Genomic DNA, 15,128 nt, shown 5'->3' with positions numbered 1-15,128 from the left:
ATTATCGCGCCGTCGATTCTGGCGGCTGACTTTGCCAATCTCGCGGGGGAGGTGGATGCGGTCGTGGCCGGGGGCGCCGACTGGATTCACATCGATGTGATGGACGGACACTTTGTGCCGAACCTCACGATGGGACCGTTGGTCGTCAGTGCGCTGCGTCCGCGGTGTGCCCGCCCGCTCGATGTGCACCTGATGATTCTGCGCCCGGAGCAGTACATCGAGGCGTTCGTCACCGCCGGCGCCGATACCGTCACCGTGCACTGCGAAGCGACGCCTCACATTCACCGCGTCTTGCAGCAGATTCGCAGCCTTGGGGCAAAGGCGGGGCTGGCGCTCAACCCGGGCACTGGACTCGATGTCCTCGACGCGCTGATGGGTGAGTTTGACATGCTGCTCCTGATGACCGTGAATCCTGGGTTTGGCGGCCAGGCATTTTTACCGTTCGTGCTGCGTAAGATTCAACAGGCGAGACAACGACTGGATGCAGCAGGGTACCGCGCTGTGCCAATTGAAGTGGACGGCGGTATCACCAGGGATACGATTGGCAGCGCAGCGCGGGCGGGTGCCGAGGTGTTTGTTGCGGGGTCCGCGATTTTCTCTCGGTCCGATCGCAGCGCGGCCGTGGCCGAACTCCGCCAGGCCGCAGCCGGTTCAAACCACTAGGTCCCTGCGCCGACGCACACATCGAGCACTGCGGAATATACATGTATCGATGGAGGCACTTGCCCATCTGCAGCATGCCAGGGGGCGGACAGCAGAAGGAGGGGGATCCGCTTGAAGTTCTACACCATCAAGCTTCCCAGATTCCTGGGGGGAATTGTGAAAGCATTCATTGGAGCGATCACAAAGGACTGAGGTGTCGAGCGCGGAACACGGCGCGCGTGCGCCACAGAGCGGCATCGTCAAAACATCCTAACGAACGGTCCGAAAGTGGCACACTGGCACTTCCGGGATGTCGCCTGCAACGGCCCGGCGCTCCAGGAGGTGTCAGGGCGGTGTGGCCCGCTTTCGGACACGTCCTGCGCGTCCGGCAGACAGGCCCTCCCGCGTATCGATGTCAGGTCGATGGTTGTGTGGAACAGGGTTTGACGGTTTTGTTTGACAACTTTTATTGTGAAGGCGTTTGTTCAAAAGTTTTTGCCCGCGAAGAAAGGGACTGTTGGCGGTCGTCCGAAGATGAGCCGCAACAGTCCCTATTCATCCGTACTTGCATGCCGCCGCTGCTTATACCGCACGAACAACTTTGCCTGCTTTCAGGCAGCGTGTGCATACGCGCATCCGTTTCACGGTTCCATTGACATTGACACGAACAGACTGCAGATTCGGCAGCCAACGACGCTTGTTCAGGATGTGCGAGTGGCTCACCTGGTTCCCGGTCGTCGGTCCCTTTCCACAAACTTCGCAACGTCTTGCCATTTCATCGCACCTCCTCGCTTGACGGCGCTTCAAGCTGTCCAGACTGCGTGATGACAGACCCGGACAACTGTTCAACAGTGGATGATTCCAGAATGAAGCCGCTCCTGCGGCGGAATCTCCGGTTTTAGACACCGATGTATTGTAGCATATGGATTTCCCAGCGCGCAACTAACTGCCGCGGGTGCACAGGAGCCGTGCTGCAAATTCGTTTGCTGGTACGCACTTTCCCGGCGCTGCATGGTATAGTACAATTGCACAAAGTACCGCAGGGGGTAACCTGATGCCGAAGACGATGGAAACCGCATTAGGAACGATTACCATTGCCGAGGACGTTGTCGCAACACTGGCGGGGCTCGCTGCAATGGATTGTTATGGCCTGGTTGGCATGGCGTCGCGCAGACAGGTCAAGGATAGCTTGAGTGAACTGCTGGGCCGGGACAATCCGGGGAAGGGTGTGGAGGTCCGCATTGACAATGATTTTGTCGAAGTGGACTTGTACATCATCGTCAGTTATGGAACGAACATCTACGAAGTCGCGCAAAATGTACGGGAGAAAGTCCGATACGTACTGAATCAGTCGATCGGCATTCAAGTCGATCGCGTCAACATCTTGGTGCAGGGCGTACGTGTTACCGTACCTGATCGCTAGGAGGAACTCATGTCTTTAGAGGACCGTCTTGATGGTACCGCGTTTGCACAGTTGCTGCGGGCAGGTCATGCCCGGCTCAAACAGCATGTGGATGTGGTAAACGCGCTCAATGTGTTTCCCGTTCCGGACGGAGACACAGGAACGAACATGGAACTTTCCCTTGCTTCCGGGGTTGCGCGGCTGGCGGAGCGCGACGAGTGGCCGCTCGGCAGCGCGGCGCAGGCGCTGGCGGCTGGGTTGTTGATGGGGGCGCGCGGCAATTCCGGCGTGATTCTCTCGCAGTTGTTTCGCGGCTTCCTGAAGGTCACGCAGCGGGTGGATGCGCTGGACATCGAGACCTTTGCGGCGGCGCTGCAGGAGGGTGTTCAGATTGCCTATCGGGCGGTTTCCAAGCCGGTGGAAGGCACGATGCTGACGGTGGCCCGCGAGGCTGCTGCGGCGGGGGTGCGCGAGGCGCGCCATGCCACGAGTTTTGCAGCGTGGATGGCGTCGGTATACGATGCGGCGAAAACGGCGCTGGAGCGTACGCCCGAACAGCTGGCCGTTTTGAAGGAAGCGGGCGTGGTCGATTCCGGGGGACAGGGCCTGGTATACATCTATGAGGGTTTTTTGGCCTGGCTGCAAGGGGATGTGGCCGTTGATACTCCGGTGGAAACGGCGCGGCACGCGGCGGCCCCGCGGAACGACGCATTGGATTTTGCAGCTGCACAGATCGATCACGACGGCGAATACGGGTACTGCACAGAAGTGCTCGTCCGTGTGGCGGAGATGTCGACGGAAGACGCCGAGCGGCAGTTGCGGGAACGGCTCGGCACGTATGGGGACTCCCTGTTGGTGGTAGGCGCGGACGACCTGGTCAAGGTGCATGTTCATACCCTTCACCCGGGAAGGGTGTTGGAAGATGCCATTGCGCTCGGACCGCTGGTCAAAATTAAGATTGACAACATGACCGAACAGCATGCGGACATTCGGGGTACTGCGGAGCCGTTGCACCCGGAAGCGTCGGCTGAGGGGAAGACGGACGGCAAGGCAGCGGGGAAGGCGGTCGCGATTGTCGCGGTCGCGGCCGGAGAGGGCCTGCAGCGGGTGTTTGCGAGCCTGGGTGCGGACGTCGTGATCGCCGGCGGGCAAACAATGAACCCGAGCACCGAGGACATCGTGGAAGCGGTGCGGTCGACGGCCAGCGTCGAGACCATCGTGTTACCCAACAACAAGAACATTGTGATGGCGGCGAATCAGGCGCGCGAGGTGCTTGGCCGCCATGTGCATGTCGTGCCGACGACTTCCATTCCGGAAGGCATCGCCGCGCTCATGTCGTTTCACCCGGAGGATTCCGTCGCGGACAACACGCGCCGGATGACCGAGGCGATTCGCCGAGTGCACGCGGGGCAAGTGGTTCGCGCAGTGCGCGACAGTGTCTATCAAGACCGTGCCATCAAAGCGAATCAGTTCTTGGGGCTGGTCAACCAGGAACTGATGGACGTACAGGACGACCGGCTGGCGGTCGCGATGAACGTCATTCGCGCGATGGGCGGCATGGATGCGGAATTGTTGACTGTTTTCTACGGGTCCGGCGTGCCCGAGGAAGAGGTCAACCAACTGTGTGAGGATGTCCAACAGACCTTTGGGCTGGAGGTTGAACGGCAGTACGGCGGTCAACCGGTATACGACTACATCTTTGCGTTGGAGTGAAAGCGGATGCTTCGGGAGACCCCGGTTTCCCACGTCGCAGGCATAGGACGAGCGAAGGAAAAGGCGCTGGCCGAACTCGGCATTCACAGCGTCTTTGATTTGCTGCATCACTTTCCTGTCCGGTACGAAGACCGGAGCATTCGCCCCTTTGAGTCGTTCGAGGACGGCGCCAAGGTGACGGCCAGGGCGGTGGTGGAGGGTCAGCCGCGGGTCCGCTGGCACGGCGGCAAGCGGTCAGTGTTGTCGGTGCCGCTGCGCATCGACCAGCGGTTTCGCGTGACGGGGATGTGGTTTAACCAGCCGTACCTGAGTCAGAAGCTGACCGACGGCCGGATGGTGCTCGTGCATGGGAAGTACGATCGCGATCGCAATGTGATTGTGGTCAGTCACACGGACTTTTCGATGTCCGCCAGCGACGCGGTGGGCGCGTTTGTGCCGGTGTACCGGACCGGGCAGGGCATCACGTCGGCGCAGATGCAGGCACTCATTGCCCGAGCTTTGCAGCAATTTGGGGAGGCCGTCGACGATGTGCTGCCGCATGCATTCTTGCAAAAATACCGTCTCGTCACGCATCTGGAAGCCATCCGGTTGATTCATGCCCCCAAATCGGCGGAGGAACTGCGGCAGGCGCACCGGCGCCTGGCCTTCGAGGAATTCTTTCTCTTCCAGCTTCAGCTGCAGTGGTTTCGGGCGCAGCAGCATCAAGTCTTCGAAGGCGTTGCCCGGGTCGTCCCGACGGATGCGTTCGAGCGGTTTTGCGCCTCGCTCCCGCAGCCGCTGACCGCGGCCCAGGTGCGGGCGTGCCAGGCGGTGGCTGCGGACATGGCCCGGCCCCGCGCGATGGCGCGGCTCCTGCAGGGGGATGTGGGTTCCGGCAAAACGTGGGTGGCGTTCTGGGCGGCCTACGCCACGTTTCGGACGGGCGCACAGACCGCCTTGATGGCGCCCACGGAAATCCTGGCCGAGCAGCACTACCACAATGCGCAGGAACGGCTGGTCCCGCTGGGGATGCGCGTCCGGCTGCTGACGGGCAGCACGCCGTCATCCGAACGGACGGCCGTGCTGCAGGCGCTGGCGAACGGCGGGATCGACCTGTTGGTGGGTACCCATGCCTTGTTGACGGAGGACGTGGTGCTTCAAAACCTGGGCCTCGTCATCACGGACGAGCAGCACCGCTTTGGCGTTTCCCAGCGCTCCCTGCTGCGGGCCAAGGGGCACACCCCGGATGTCTTTATGCTGACCGCGACACCCATCCCGCGAACGCTGGCGCTGGCCGTCTACGGCGATTTGGATGTCTCCGTACTGGATGAACTGCCGGCCGGCAGACGCCCCGTCGAGACGCGCTGGCTGCCGATGCAGAAGGAAGAAGAAGCGCTCCGGCTGGCTCGGAGAGAGCTTGCCCGCGGCCGGCAGGTGTATGTGGTGGCGCCGCTGGTCGAGCAGTCTGAGCAGCTGGCGGACGTGCAGTCGGCTGCGCAGCTCGCAGACAACCTCAAGGACGCGTTTGCGGGCTACACGGTGGGGCTCTTGCACGGCAAAATGAGCACACGCGACAAAGAGGCCGTGATGCGGGACTTTGTCGCTGGAAACATCCACGTGTTGGTGAGTACCACGGTGATTGAAGTGGGGATTGATGTGAAAGCTGCAACGGTGATGCTGGTGTACCACGCCGAACGGTTTGGGCTGGCCCAGCTTCATCAGCTGCGGGGACGGGTGGGGCGCGGCAGCGCGCAAAGCTACTGTATTCTGCTGTCAGATGCTGAAGGCGAGGTCGCCAAGCGGCGGCTGCAGACGCTGGTGGAAACCACCGACGGCTTTGTCATTGCCGAGCGTGACCTGGAACTGCGCGGCCCCGGAGAGTTCCTGGGGGTGCGGCAAAGCGGTCTGCCCGAATTCACCGTCGGGGACATCGCGCGCGACTTTCGAATCATGGAAGTGGCGCGCGAGGAAGCCAGCCGCTTGTTGGCAAATCACGATTTTTGGCTGCTGCCGAAATTCGCCCGGCTGCGTGCGGAAATCGAGAAAGTGCCAGAACAATCCTATTATCGCGATTAAGAAACACAAGCTTCTTGATGCATGCGAAAACCGCGCAGCAGTCCATAAAGTGGTAGTCATAAATCTCCCTTGCCCTGTAGAATACTAGGCCTACAACCCAAGGGAGGTGAGAAACATGGCGCAGGGACAGAAGAGAAACACGCCTGTCGTGCCAAACGCCATCAAGGCGCTGGATCAGTTCAAGTACGAAGTGGCTTCCGAACTGGGTATCAATCCGCCGCAGGATGGGTATTGGGGCACGATGACCACCCGTGACACTGGTGCGATTGGAGGCCACATGGTCCGCAAGATGGTTGCGTTGGCCGAACAGCAGCTCGCCGGACGCCAAGGTTTCTAATCACCTGATACGTTGTGGATGTTGATGTTTGAAACAGGGAGATCGGTGAAAGCCGGTCTCCCTGCGTTTGTCGTACGCCCGGCTGTCGACCGCGGCTTGATTGTTTCACGGGGCGCCGATAGTATGGAAGTTGTGACGAATGACAGGAGTGCTGGTGCGCCGTGATGTACAAAACCATGCTTCGTGCACTTCCCAAGCAAACGTTGACAGCGGCCGTGGGGTCTTTTTCGGGGCATCGTGCCAGCCGGTTTCTCATTCCTTGGTATGTGCGTCATTATCAGATTGATGTGTCGGAAGCAGAACGGCCCCTGCCGGAGTATGCGTCATTAAAAGACTTTTTCAGCCGCCGGCTGCGGCCTGGCGTTCGCGAAGTTCAACCGAGCGGGCTCATTTCTCCGGTCGACGGTACCGTCAGTGAGTTAGGACGCGTGGAGGCCGGAAGGCTGCTGCAGGCCAAGGGGTGTTCCTACACCCTGGCAGCGCTGCTTGGGGACGCACGTGCGGCAGAGCCGTTTTACGAGGGGCACTACATTACGCTTTATCTGAGTCCGCGGGACTACCACCGGATCCACATGCCGGTGAATGGAACGGTGACCCGATGGAGGTATATTCCGGGCAGTCTGTACCCGGTCAACGTAAGCGGTGTCACCCACATCGACGGGCTGTTCACAAAAAACGAGCGGTTGATTTCCTTTATTGAGTCTGACCGCGGTTCGCTGGCGATGGTCAAAGTGGGGGCGACCATCGTCGGCAGTATTCGCACGCCTTACGGGCCTGCCTATGCCAAGCCGCGGCAGCGGCAGCGGCATGGTATTTTAGAAGGCCGTCCGCAGCTGCGGCTTTCGCGCGGCGAAGAAGTTGGCTATTTTGAGTTTGGGTCGACGGTCATTCTGGTGATGGCGCCGACGGTCGTGTCGTCCTTCGCCGTCCGCGCTGGCGATACGGTCAAAATGGGGGAAACCCTGGCACACCTCAATCCGTCGATCGGCGTACCGATGTCTGAATAGTTTTGCTGCACAGGGGGAGACTATACCCGAGAGGTGATGGGTATGCGACCCGTTCGATATGTCGCCAAGCTGTGCGGCAAAGGCTTGCGGACGTACTGGTCGTGGATGGTCCAGGCCGGTGAACAAATGGGCGATTACTACGGGCCTTGGTGATGTTCGAGCACGAGGAGCCGGGGCAATCGACGCATTTTGTCGGCTGTTCCTACGCACAAATCGTGCTCACGGTGTGCTCCATATGCATGGGGACGCAGAAATGCGTCCCTATTTGTGATCTCCTTCTTGCCCCGTGGCCATAAAACTTGTACATTGGATGGGGACAGTCCGCTTCTACTTGTCCTTCGGACGAGGTCGAACGTGTCGGAAGCACGGTGTCTTTCACGATGTAAGTGAAATATTGATGTTGATGGGGGTACTTATCGGATGAGGATTTTGGTTGCCGGCGGAGATGGCTTTTGTGGATGGCCGACCGCATTACATCTCTCCAAGCGAGGTCATGAGGTTGCCATTGCGGACAGCTTGATTCGTCGGAAATGGGATGAGGAACTCGGTACGCAGTCGCTGACGCCGATTGCATCGTTGGAAGAACGCGTTGCGGCTTGGCGCGAGGCGTCCGGGAAATCCATTCCAGTGTATATTGGAGATTTGATGTCATACGAATTTGTGGAACACATGTTCAAGGAGTTTCAGCCGGACGCCATTGTTCACTTTGCTGAGCAGCGTTCTGCGCCGTACTCCATGATTGACCGCGAACACGCTGTGTTTACACAGATGAACAACGTGGTCGGAAACCTCAACGTGCTGTATGCCATCAAGGACATCACGCCCGACTGCCACTTGATTAAGCTCGGAACCATGGGTGAGTACGGCACACCAAACATTGATATTGAAGAAGGCTACATCAAGATTCAGCACAAGGGACGGGAAGACGTACTGCCGTATCCAAAGCAGCCGTTCTCGTTCTATCATCTCTCCAAAGTCCATGACAGCCACAACATCATGTTTGCCTGCAAATCCTGGGGGATTCGCGCGACAGACTTGAACCAGGGTGTCGTGTACGGATTGTGGACGGAGGAGACGCGTCAAGCGGAAGCCCTGTACAACCGCGTGGATTATGACGGCGTGTTTGGTACCGCCCTGAATCGCTTTTGCATCCAGGCTGCCACCGGGCATCCGCTGACCGTGTACGGGAAAGGCGGACAAACCCGGGCGTTCCTGGACATCCGCGATACCGTGCAGTGTATTGAACTGGCTGCGCTGCATCCGGCTGAACCGGGTGAGTTCCGCGTGTTCAACCAGTTCACCGAGCAGTTCTCTGTGCTCGAGCTGGCGGAGCGCGTGCAGCGCGTCGCGGCAGAGCGGTTCTCCTTGCAGGCGGAAATCGCGCACCTCCCGAACCCGCGGGTGGAGAAGGAAGAGCACTACTATCATGCTGTGCATACCAAATTGTTGGACCTGGGCTTGCAGCCGCACCTGCTGTCGGATGACCTGATTGCGGACTTGATTGAGACCGCGACCCGTTACCGCGACCGCGTAGACTTTGATGTCATTGCACCCAGTTCAACCTGGAGGTAACGCCTGAATGCGCATTGCGATGATTACCGAGACGTTTTTGCCTGGCACCGACGGCATTGTGACACGCCTGTGCGCCACATTACGCCACTTGGAGCAGACGGAGCATGAAATTTTGCTCATCGCGCCAGAGGGCGGAATCACGGCATACGCTTCGGCAACTGTGGTAGGGATGCCGACGTTTCGGTTCTTCCTCTATCCAGACAAAAACTTTGCACTTCCAAGAATGCGCATTGGCAAGGTGCTTCGGGAATTCCAGCCGGATTTAGTGCACGTTGTAAATCCGGCCTTTCTCGGGCTCGCCGGCATCTACTACGCGTGGCGGTATCAGTTCCCGCTTATCGCGTCGTATCACACCAATGTTCCTGCTTATGCGCGCCATTATCGACTTGATTTCCTGGAACCTGCGTTATGGTGGTTTTTCCGCACCCTGCACAACCGTGCCGAGGTGAATCTTTGTACGTCCCGAGCCACACTGGCCGATTTGGAGGCGCACGGCTTTCGCAATTTGGCACTGTGGGAGCGCGGGGTGGATGTTCAATTGTACAGGAGCGCCAAACGGACGACTGCCATGCGGGAGCGGTTGTTAGGTGCGCCGGATACCGGGCAGAAGCTGCTTCTCTACGTCGGCCGGGTCGCGCCGGAGAAAAACATTCAGAACGTCCGTCCGTGTCTGGACGCGCTGCCAGAGGCGCATTTTGCGATTGTTGGGGACGGACCGCACCGCGCAGAATTGGAGCAAGTCTTCGCGGGGACGAAAACTGTCTTTACCGGTTTTCTGCACGGAGAGGAACTGGCAGAGGCCTATGCAGCGGCAGACGGGTTCATTTTCCCGTCGACGACGGAAACCTTGGGCTTGGTCCTGTTTGAAGCGATGGCGACGGGCATCCCGGTCATGGCCGCCGACAGCGCCCCGACCCGGGAGGTGCTGGAGAACGGGCAAGCAGGGTTTATTTTCGATCCGACGGACCCCCTGTCCATGGTCGAAACGATGAAGCAAATGTTATACAATCAGGAAAAACGTAAGCGGGTTCAGGAACGCGCCCGTGAGATTGCGGATACACTGGACTGGGCCGGACCGACGCAGCAGCTCATCGCGGAATACGAACGGGTATACGCGAGGCGCACGGCCAGAGCCGGCGCTCGGATTGTCGGAGAGTCACGGTAATTCGCTTGTGTCACGGAAAGTTTCCAGTGGAAGGAGAACCCCGTTTGGCCTCTGAGCAAGTGCCAGTTTCGTATGGAATTCGACACACGTTCAAGCGGTACACCAAGTTTCTGATTGTGGGCGGCGCAAATGCGGTGGTCGACCTTGTCGTGCTGAACGCGCTGATTTTGATTGCTCCGACGCGTCATGCGGCAACCCTTTCCATCTATAATACGGTGGCCGTCATTTGTGCCATCTTGAACAGCTATGTCTGGAACCGCCGGTGGACGTTCGCCGACGCCTCTGAGGGGACACGACGCGAGAAAGTCCTGTTCGTCGTTCAGGCGGTGGTCAACATTATCGTCAACGACATTGTGGTGGTCTGGTTATCAGAATACCTGGTCTTTTCAAGGTCGGTTCCCCTGTTTGTGAGCAGCAACGCTTCCAAAGCCCTCGCGATGCTGATTTCCTCCAGTTTCAGCTACGTCTGTATGCGGGCGTTCGTGTTCCGGGGCCGCCGCCGCTGAGGCGTGGCCGCTCGCGACCCAGCCTGCGGCAGCCGCTGCCGGATGCCTCAGGTGCGGAAGTCCGGCGCAATGGAACGCCAAGGCAGCACTTCTTCAAACCGGCGGGCGACCGCCAGCAGTTTCCGCTCTGCCCGCGCTGGGCCAATCAATTGCAGTCCCACAGGCAGCTGGTCGACCGTCAACCCACAGGGAATGGTGACGGCGGGCAAACCGCTCAAATTCCATGGGTTCGTATAGCGGGTCAAGTGACTCCGCACCGTCACTTCAAGCGTCCGGATGTGTGTCTTGGCTTGTCCGATATCGGTGGCGGCAAGCGGTGTGGTGGGTGTCACCAGCACATCCACCTCAGACAGGAGTCGTTCGACCGCGCTGCGAAACCGCCGGCGTACCTCCAGCGCCTGCACGTACTGGTAGCCGGGAATGGCATCTGCGGCTTCCAGTCTTTGGCGCACGTCCTCGCCGTACAACGCTGGCTGGTCGCGCAGCCAGTCCGCGTGGACGGCCCGTGCCTCACTTCCGATGACTGCGTTTTGTGCTTCCGGAACTTCCTCGATATACGGAACGACGACTTCCTCAAACGAGAACGCCGGGCAATCCCGCTCCACGCGGCGCAGGGCTTCCGTCACCGTTTGCAGCACCCCTGCCTGACACTTGTCGAAAAAGAAGCGCTTGGGCACGCCGATGCGGACGGGCTGCGCCAACACACCCGATTCGTAGGATGGGACGGGGGCGCGCAGGGCATGCGGGTCTCTAGGGTCATACCCCGCCATGACGTTCAGCATCAGGGCCGCATCCTGCACCGTGCGTGTCATTGGCCCGACGTGATCGAGCGATGGGGCCAATGGAAACACACCGGATGCAGGAACCAAGCCGTGTGTCGGTTTGAGCCCGACGTGGCCGGTCAGGGCCGCGGGGATGCGGATGCTTCCGCCAGTGTCGGTGCCGACCGCGGCCGTACAGAGTCCGGCGGCGATGGCGGCTGCGCTGCCGCCGCTCGACCCGCCGGTGATTTTGGCGCGGTTCCACGGGTTGACGCAATTGCCGTAATGCGGGTTTTCCGAAGTCGTGCCATACGCGTATTCGTGCAGGTTGGTCTTACCGATGATGATGGCGCCCGCGCGCTGCAGCCGGCGTACGACGGCTGCCGAAGCGGCCGGGAGGACATCGCGCCGATGCAGGCCGCCATATGTGGTGGGCGCGAAGTCCGTATCCATCAGGTCTTTGATCGCGACGGGCACTCCGCCAAGCGGCCCGACGGGCGCTCCGGCCCGCCGCCGTTCGTCAATCACCCGTGCATCCTCGATGGCCCGTTCGGAGACGGCGAGAAACGCGTGCAGGACCGGGTTTGCCTGTTCGATGCGGGACAGCAGCAGACGGGTCAGTTCTTCGGCAGAACAAATGCGCCGTTCGAGTGCGCGCAAGGTCTCCACAATCGTCCATTCATACGGTTCTACGGATATCTCCAACCTCAATCGCTCCATTCCTGACACCAGTCGTGTCACGTGTGGCCGCAGGGTGATCAGAAACCTAAAGACGGTGCTCTGCTATTGAGAAAAGTATACTATGAGGACTTCGCTTTCGGGGACTGACCGGCGGGATACGTGCAATTTTTTGGGACAACAGAAAACCCACGCCCGGGTACGCGTGGGTTCCTGCCGCCGCACGGCATGTCTCACATACCGAGCGGCGATTTTCTGGGAGAGGAGAAACCGGAGGAAGAGCCTATGGGGAAACCTAAGCCTTCACCCACGGTTGCCTACAACAGCTCTCGCCGTTGCTATTCCTCAGCATAACCAGATTTGGTACAGATATACCTGGGCATGAAAGGATTGTTCAGCCGTCTTAGATGAATGAAAGGTGTCAGCGTGCGGACTGGCTGCTTGGTGGGGTTACGCGTATGTGTTAGAGTAGGAATAGAATGGGAACGTCGCAGTGTCTGCGCGACGACGGTGGAGAACGGGGTGAGTGTGTGCGGGTCATCGCCGGGGAGTGGAAGGGGCTGAGGCTGACCGCCCCAGCAGGGAAGGTGGCCAGGCCGACCACCGATCGCGTGAAAGAATCCATGTTCAATTTGCTCGGCCTGGACTGGCCCGATGGCGCAGTGGTGGACTTGTTCGCCGGATCGGGCGCGCTGGGGCTGGAGGCATTGAGTCGAGGCGCGCAGCATGCATTCTTCATCGACGCCAGTCACAAGAGCATCCGGGCCGTTCAGGACAACGTGAGCCGTTGCAGGGCTTCAGCCCGCGCGTCGATTTGGCAGATGGACTGGCGCGCCGGCTGGAACCGTGTGCTGGCGGAACAAACCGTCGTCGACTGGGTGTTCGTCGACCCTCCCTATGCGCTCGACTTGTGGGATGACGTGCTGCAGACCCTCGGAACGCACCCGGGCATGCTGACGCACGGGGTCGTTTGCGAACACCCTTCTGACCGGGAACTGCTTGACACCTACGCGTGTCTTGTGAAATGGAAAAGCCGGACCTACGGCGATATTCGGGTGACAATCTATCGCCGCGAAGCGGACCGGCCGGATGGGAGGGCACCGTCTCAGTGAAAACGGCAGTGTACTCAGGGAGCTTTGACCCGTTCACCAACGGCCATCTCGATATTGTCACGCGCGCGTCGGCGCTGTTTGATCAGGTCATCGTCGCGGTGCTCCACAATCCAAGTAAACGACCGCTGTTTTCGGTGGATGAGCGGATGCAGCTGATTGCGGCCGCAACACAGGGATTGGGCAATGTCTCGGTGGACAGCTTTCAAGGCCTGCTCGTGGACTACCTGCGTCAACAGCGCGCGAGTGTCATCGTGCGCGGACTGAGAGGGGTGTCCGACCTCGAGGGTGAACTCCACATGGCACAGATGAATCAGGCGATGTACCCGGCTGCGGAAACGGTGTTTCTGGCGACCAGTCCTGCGTTGTCCTATATCAGTTCGTCGTTGGTCAAGGACGTCGCTTCGCACGGCGGTAACGTTGCAGGTTTTGTGCCAGCGGCGGTTTGCCGGGCGGTCCAAGCGAAATTCGCGTCGAGGCAATAAATTCAGGCACATCGAATGCAGGCAGCGCGGCGCAGTGTGTGGAGCGAGAGGTGACAATCGATGGACAGACCGATGGTCGGGGTCGCGTTGGGGTCCGGTGGGGCCAAAGGCTTTGCCCACGTGGGCGTGCTCAAGGCGTTGGAAGAACATCACGTGCCAATCGACGTCGTCTCTGGGTCCAGCATGGGCAGTTTGGTTGGCGCACTGTACGCCACAGGCATGCGGGTCAGTTTTATGGAACGACTGGCTTGCACGCTGCGGTGGCGGCACTGGGTGGATTTAACGGTTCCGAAAATGGGCATGATCGCAGGAGAAAAGGTTCATCAAATGATGTCGATGTTGACGCGCGGGCTGGACATGCAGGCCGCTGCGAAACCGCTGGCGATTGTTGCCGCGGAATTGGTCTCCAAACAGGCCGTGACCTTTCGGGACGGACCCATCGCAGACGCGGTGCGTGCCAGCATCGCCATCCCGGGCGTCTTCGTACCCTACGTCAAGGATGGCAAGGTGTACGTGGACGGCGGCGTGGTGGACCGCGTCCCGATTCAGGCGGCGCGCGGGCTCGGGGCAGACATCGTGATCGCCGTGGACGTTGCCTCCGTCCAGCGGGAACGACCGCCGCAGGGAATCGTTGATGTGATTTTGCAGTCCCTGGATATGATGCAGGACGAAGTTTATCGATACCGCGCGAAGACAGCGGATATCTATGTGGAACCAGATGTGTCGGAAGTTGGCACGTCGCAGTTTCACAAGGCCAAGCAGGCCATCGATGCCGGCTACCAGGCGGCGTTGGCACAGATGGACAGCATTCTGGAACTGATGCGTTCGCGCGGGGTACCGTGCACAGCAGAGAGCACCCAGTCCGGTACGGGCGAAGTCATCGGCTGAGCCGATCGGTTTTCATTGACATCCATCTGGCGGGTCCGTATACTGAAATGCGTTGTGAACGAGGTGACTCGTATTGTTGCTGGATTTTCGGGTGTTGGCCGCAGCGGGAGATGTGCTTGCCCTGCGAGGGGAAGTGGACATTCCGCGCATCGCGGACGAGAATGCGCAAGTCGAGCAGTTGTCGCCGATTGAAACGCGGCTGGTCGCGACCAAGGAGCATGAGGTGTGCCGCGTTGAGGGAGAACTTCGCACGTCGCTGCGCTATCAATGTTCGCGCTGTCTGGACTCCTATGAAAGCTTGTTGGAAACTCCGTTTGACGAATCGTTCACGAACGCGCCCGGACACGAGGATGCACATGTTGTGGAAGGGAACGCGGTCGAGCTCGATCCGTACATTGAGGAAACCGTCAACCTCGCGCTGGAGTATCGGCCGTTGTGCCGGGAGAGCTGCCAGGGACTGTGTCCGGTTTGCGGATGCAACCTGAACCACGAAACCTGCAACTGTGACCGGCAGGCTCGCGATCCGCGGTGGGCAGCGCTCGAGGACTTGCTTTCGGACGACAAACCAGAGTAAGATGGAAAACGGCTCATGAAGGAGGTGTTCGGGCGTGGCAGTACCTCAACATAGAACGTCGAAAACGCGCAAGCGGCTTCGTCGAACTCATTTTAAACTGCAAGCGCCAGGTCTCATTACATGTCCACAATGTGGTGAGTACACGGTGCCGCATCGTGTCTGCAAAAACTGCGGGTATTACAAGGGCAGAAGCGTCATTGCGAAATAATCGACAGTCTGTCTTGTTTGAACAGG

At 59.6% G+C, this 15,128-nt stretch carries 17 protein-coding genes; 15 read left to right on the top strand and 2 right to left on the bottom strand.

All coding sequences use genetic code 11. The features are described 5' to 3' along the window. Both rpe and spoVM read left to right on the top strand, forming a co-directional pair. Complete coding sequence (rpe, locus tag JI721_RS00760) at nt 1–663, top strand: ribulose-phosphate 3-epimerase (protein ID WP_407654087.1); 663 nt, start codon at nt 1–3, stop codon at nt 661–663. 111 nt (nt 664–774) lie between these two features. Next, nucleotides 775–855: a stage V sporulation protein SpoVM gene (spoVM, locus tag JI721_RS17145; RefSeq protein WP_307016591.1), complete on the top strand. Its 81-nt coding sequence runs from the start codon at nt 775–777 to the stop codon at nt 853–855. Nucleotides 856–1,224: 369 nt separating this feature from the next. Here the strand turns inward: spoVM and rpmB are convergent, their stop codons facing one another. After that, nucleotides 1,225–1,416: a 50S ribosomal protein L28 gene (gene rpmB / locus JI721_RS00755; RefSeq protein WP_274456191.1), complete on the bottom strand. Its 192-nt coding sequence runs from the start codon at nt 1,414–1,416 to the stop codon at nt 1,225–1,227. Nucleotides 1,417–1,696: 280 nt separating this feature from the next. Between rpmB and JI721_RS00750 the strand changes: the two genes are divergently transcribed. The 8 genes from JI721_RS00750 to JI721_RS00715 all read left to right on the top strand — a co-directional run bounded on the left by JI721_RS00750 (nt 1,697) and on the right by JI721_RS00715 (nt 10,399). After that, nucleotides 1,697–2,065: an Asp23/Gls24 family envelope stress response protein gene (locus tag JI721_RS00750; RefSeq protein ID WP_274456190.1), complete on the top strand. Its 369-nt coding sequence runs from the start codon at nt 1,697–1,699 to the stop codon at nt 2,063–2,065. A gap of 9 nt (nt 2,066–2,074) precedes the next feature. Then, on the top strand, nt 2,075–3,757 hold the full coding sequence (locus JI721_RS00745; RefSeq protein WP_274456189.1) for a DAK2 domain-containing protein: 1,683 nt from the start codon (nt 2,075–2,077) through the stop codon (nt 3,755–3,757). 6 nt (nt 3,758–3,763) lie between these two features. Continuing rightward, entirely contained in the window at nt 3,764–5,812 is a 2,049-nt protein-coding gene (gene recG, locus JI721_RS00740) for an ATP-dependent DNA helicase RecG (RefSeq protein ID WP_274456188.1), read from the top strand. A gap of 115 nt (nt 5,813–5,927) precedes the next feature. Continuing rightward, on the top strand, nt 5,928–6,149 hold the full coding sequence (locus JI721_RS00735; protein WP_274456187.1) for an alpha/beta-type small acid-soluble spore protein: 222 nt from the start codon (nt 5,928–5,930) through the stop codon (nt 6,147–6,149). A 164-nt stretch (nt 6,150–6,313) separates the two neighbouring features. Further along, nucleotides 6,314–7,156, top strand: coding sequence for an archaetidylserine decarboxylase (gene asd / locus JI721_RS00730; RefSeq protein ID WP_274456186.1), 843 nt, complete (start codon nt 6,314–6,316; stop codon nt 7,154–7,156). 420 nt (nt 7,157–7,576) lie between these two features. Then, complete coding sequence (locus JI721_RS00725; RefSeq protein WP_274456185.1) at nt 7,577–8,728, top strand: NAD-dependent epimerase/dehydratase family protein; 1,152 nt, start codon at nt 7,577–7,579, stop codon at nt 8,726–8,728. Nucleotides 8,729–8,735: 7 nt separating this feature from the next. After that, entirely contained in the window at nt 8,736–9,893 is a 1,158-nt protein-coding gene (locus JI721_RS00720; RefSeq protein WP_274456184.1) for a glycosyltransferase family 4 protein, read from the top strand. Between the two features lie 44 nt (nt 9,894–9,937). After that, complete coding sequence (locus JI721_RS00715; RefSeq protein ID WP_274456183.1) at nt 9,938–10,399, top strand: GtrA family protein; 462 nt, start codon at nt 9,938–9,940, stop codon at nt 10,397–10,399. A gap of 47 nt (nt 10,400–10,446) precedes the next feature. On the opposite strand, the gene JI721_RS00710 is transcribed toward JI721_RS00715, so the two are convergent. Next, a complete protein-coding gene (locus JI721_RS00710) occupies nt 10,447–11,865 on the bottom strand; it encodes an amidase (protein ID WP_274456182.1) in 1,419 nt (472 codons plus the stop codon). 452 nt (nt 11,866–12,317) lie between these two features. Between JI721_RS00710 and rsmD the strand changes: the two genes are divergently transcribed. The 5 genes from rsmD (at nt 12,318) to rpmF (ending at nt 15,102) form a co-directional block, all read left to right on the top strand. Then, nucleotides 12,318–12,950 carry a 16S rRNA (guanine(966)-N(2))-methyltransferase RsmD gene (rsmD, locus tag JI721_RS00705; RefSeq protein ID WP_274456181.1) on the top strand — a complete coding sequence of 211 codons (633 nt, stop codon included), beginning with the start codon at nt 12,318–12,320 and terminating at the stop codon, nt 12,948–12,950. After that, complete coding sequence (gene coaD, locus JI721_RS00700; protein WP_274456180.1) at nt 12,947–13,432, top strand: pantetheine-phosphate adenylyltransferase; 486 nt, start codon at nt 12,947–12,949, stop codon at nt 13,430–13,432. The genes rsmD and coaD overlap by 4 nt, the downstream gene beginning before the upstream one ends. Before the next feature lie 60 nt (nt 13,433–13,492). Then, the gene (locus JI721_RS00695) at nt 13,493–14,320 is read left to right on the top strand and encodes a patatin-like phospholipase family protein (protein ID WP_274456179.1); all 828 of its coding nucleotides are present in this window, start codon (nt 13,493–13,495) and stop codon (nt 14,318–14,320) included. Between the two features lie 73 nt (nt 14,321–14,393). After that, the gene (locus JI721_RS00690) at nt 14,394–14,894 is read left to right on the top strand and encodes a YceD family protein (protein WP_274456178.1); all 501 of its coding nucleotides are present in this window, start codon (nt 14,394–14,396) and stop codon (nt 14,892–14,894) included. Nucleotides 14,895–14,928: 34 nt separating this feature from the next. After that, entirely contained in the window at nt 14,929–15,102 is a 174-nt protein-coding gene (gene rpmF, locus JI721_RS00685) for a 50S ribosomal protein L32 (RefSeq protein ID WP_274456177.1), read from the top strand. Nucleotides 15,103–15,128 lie beyond the last annotated feature (26 nt).

Source organism: Alicyclobacillus cycloheptanicus (genome assembly GCF_028751525.1).
In the GTDB taxonomy this organism is placed as follows: Bacteria; Bacillota; Bacilli; order Alicyclobacillales; family Alicyclobacillaceae; genus Alicyclobacillus_L; species Alicyclobacillus_L cycloheptanicus.
Note: the sequence above shows the minus strand (reverse complement) of the source record. Positions and strands in the feature narration are given on the sequence as shown.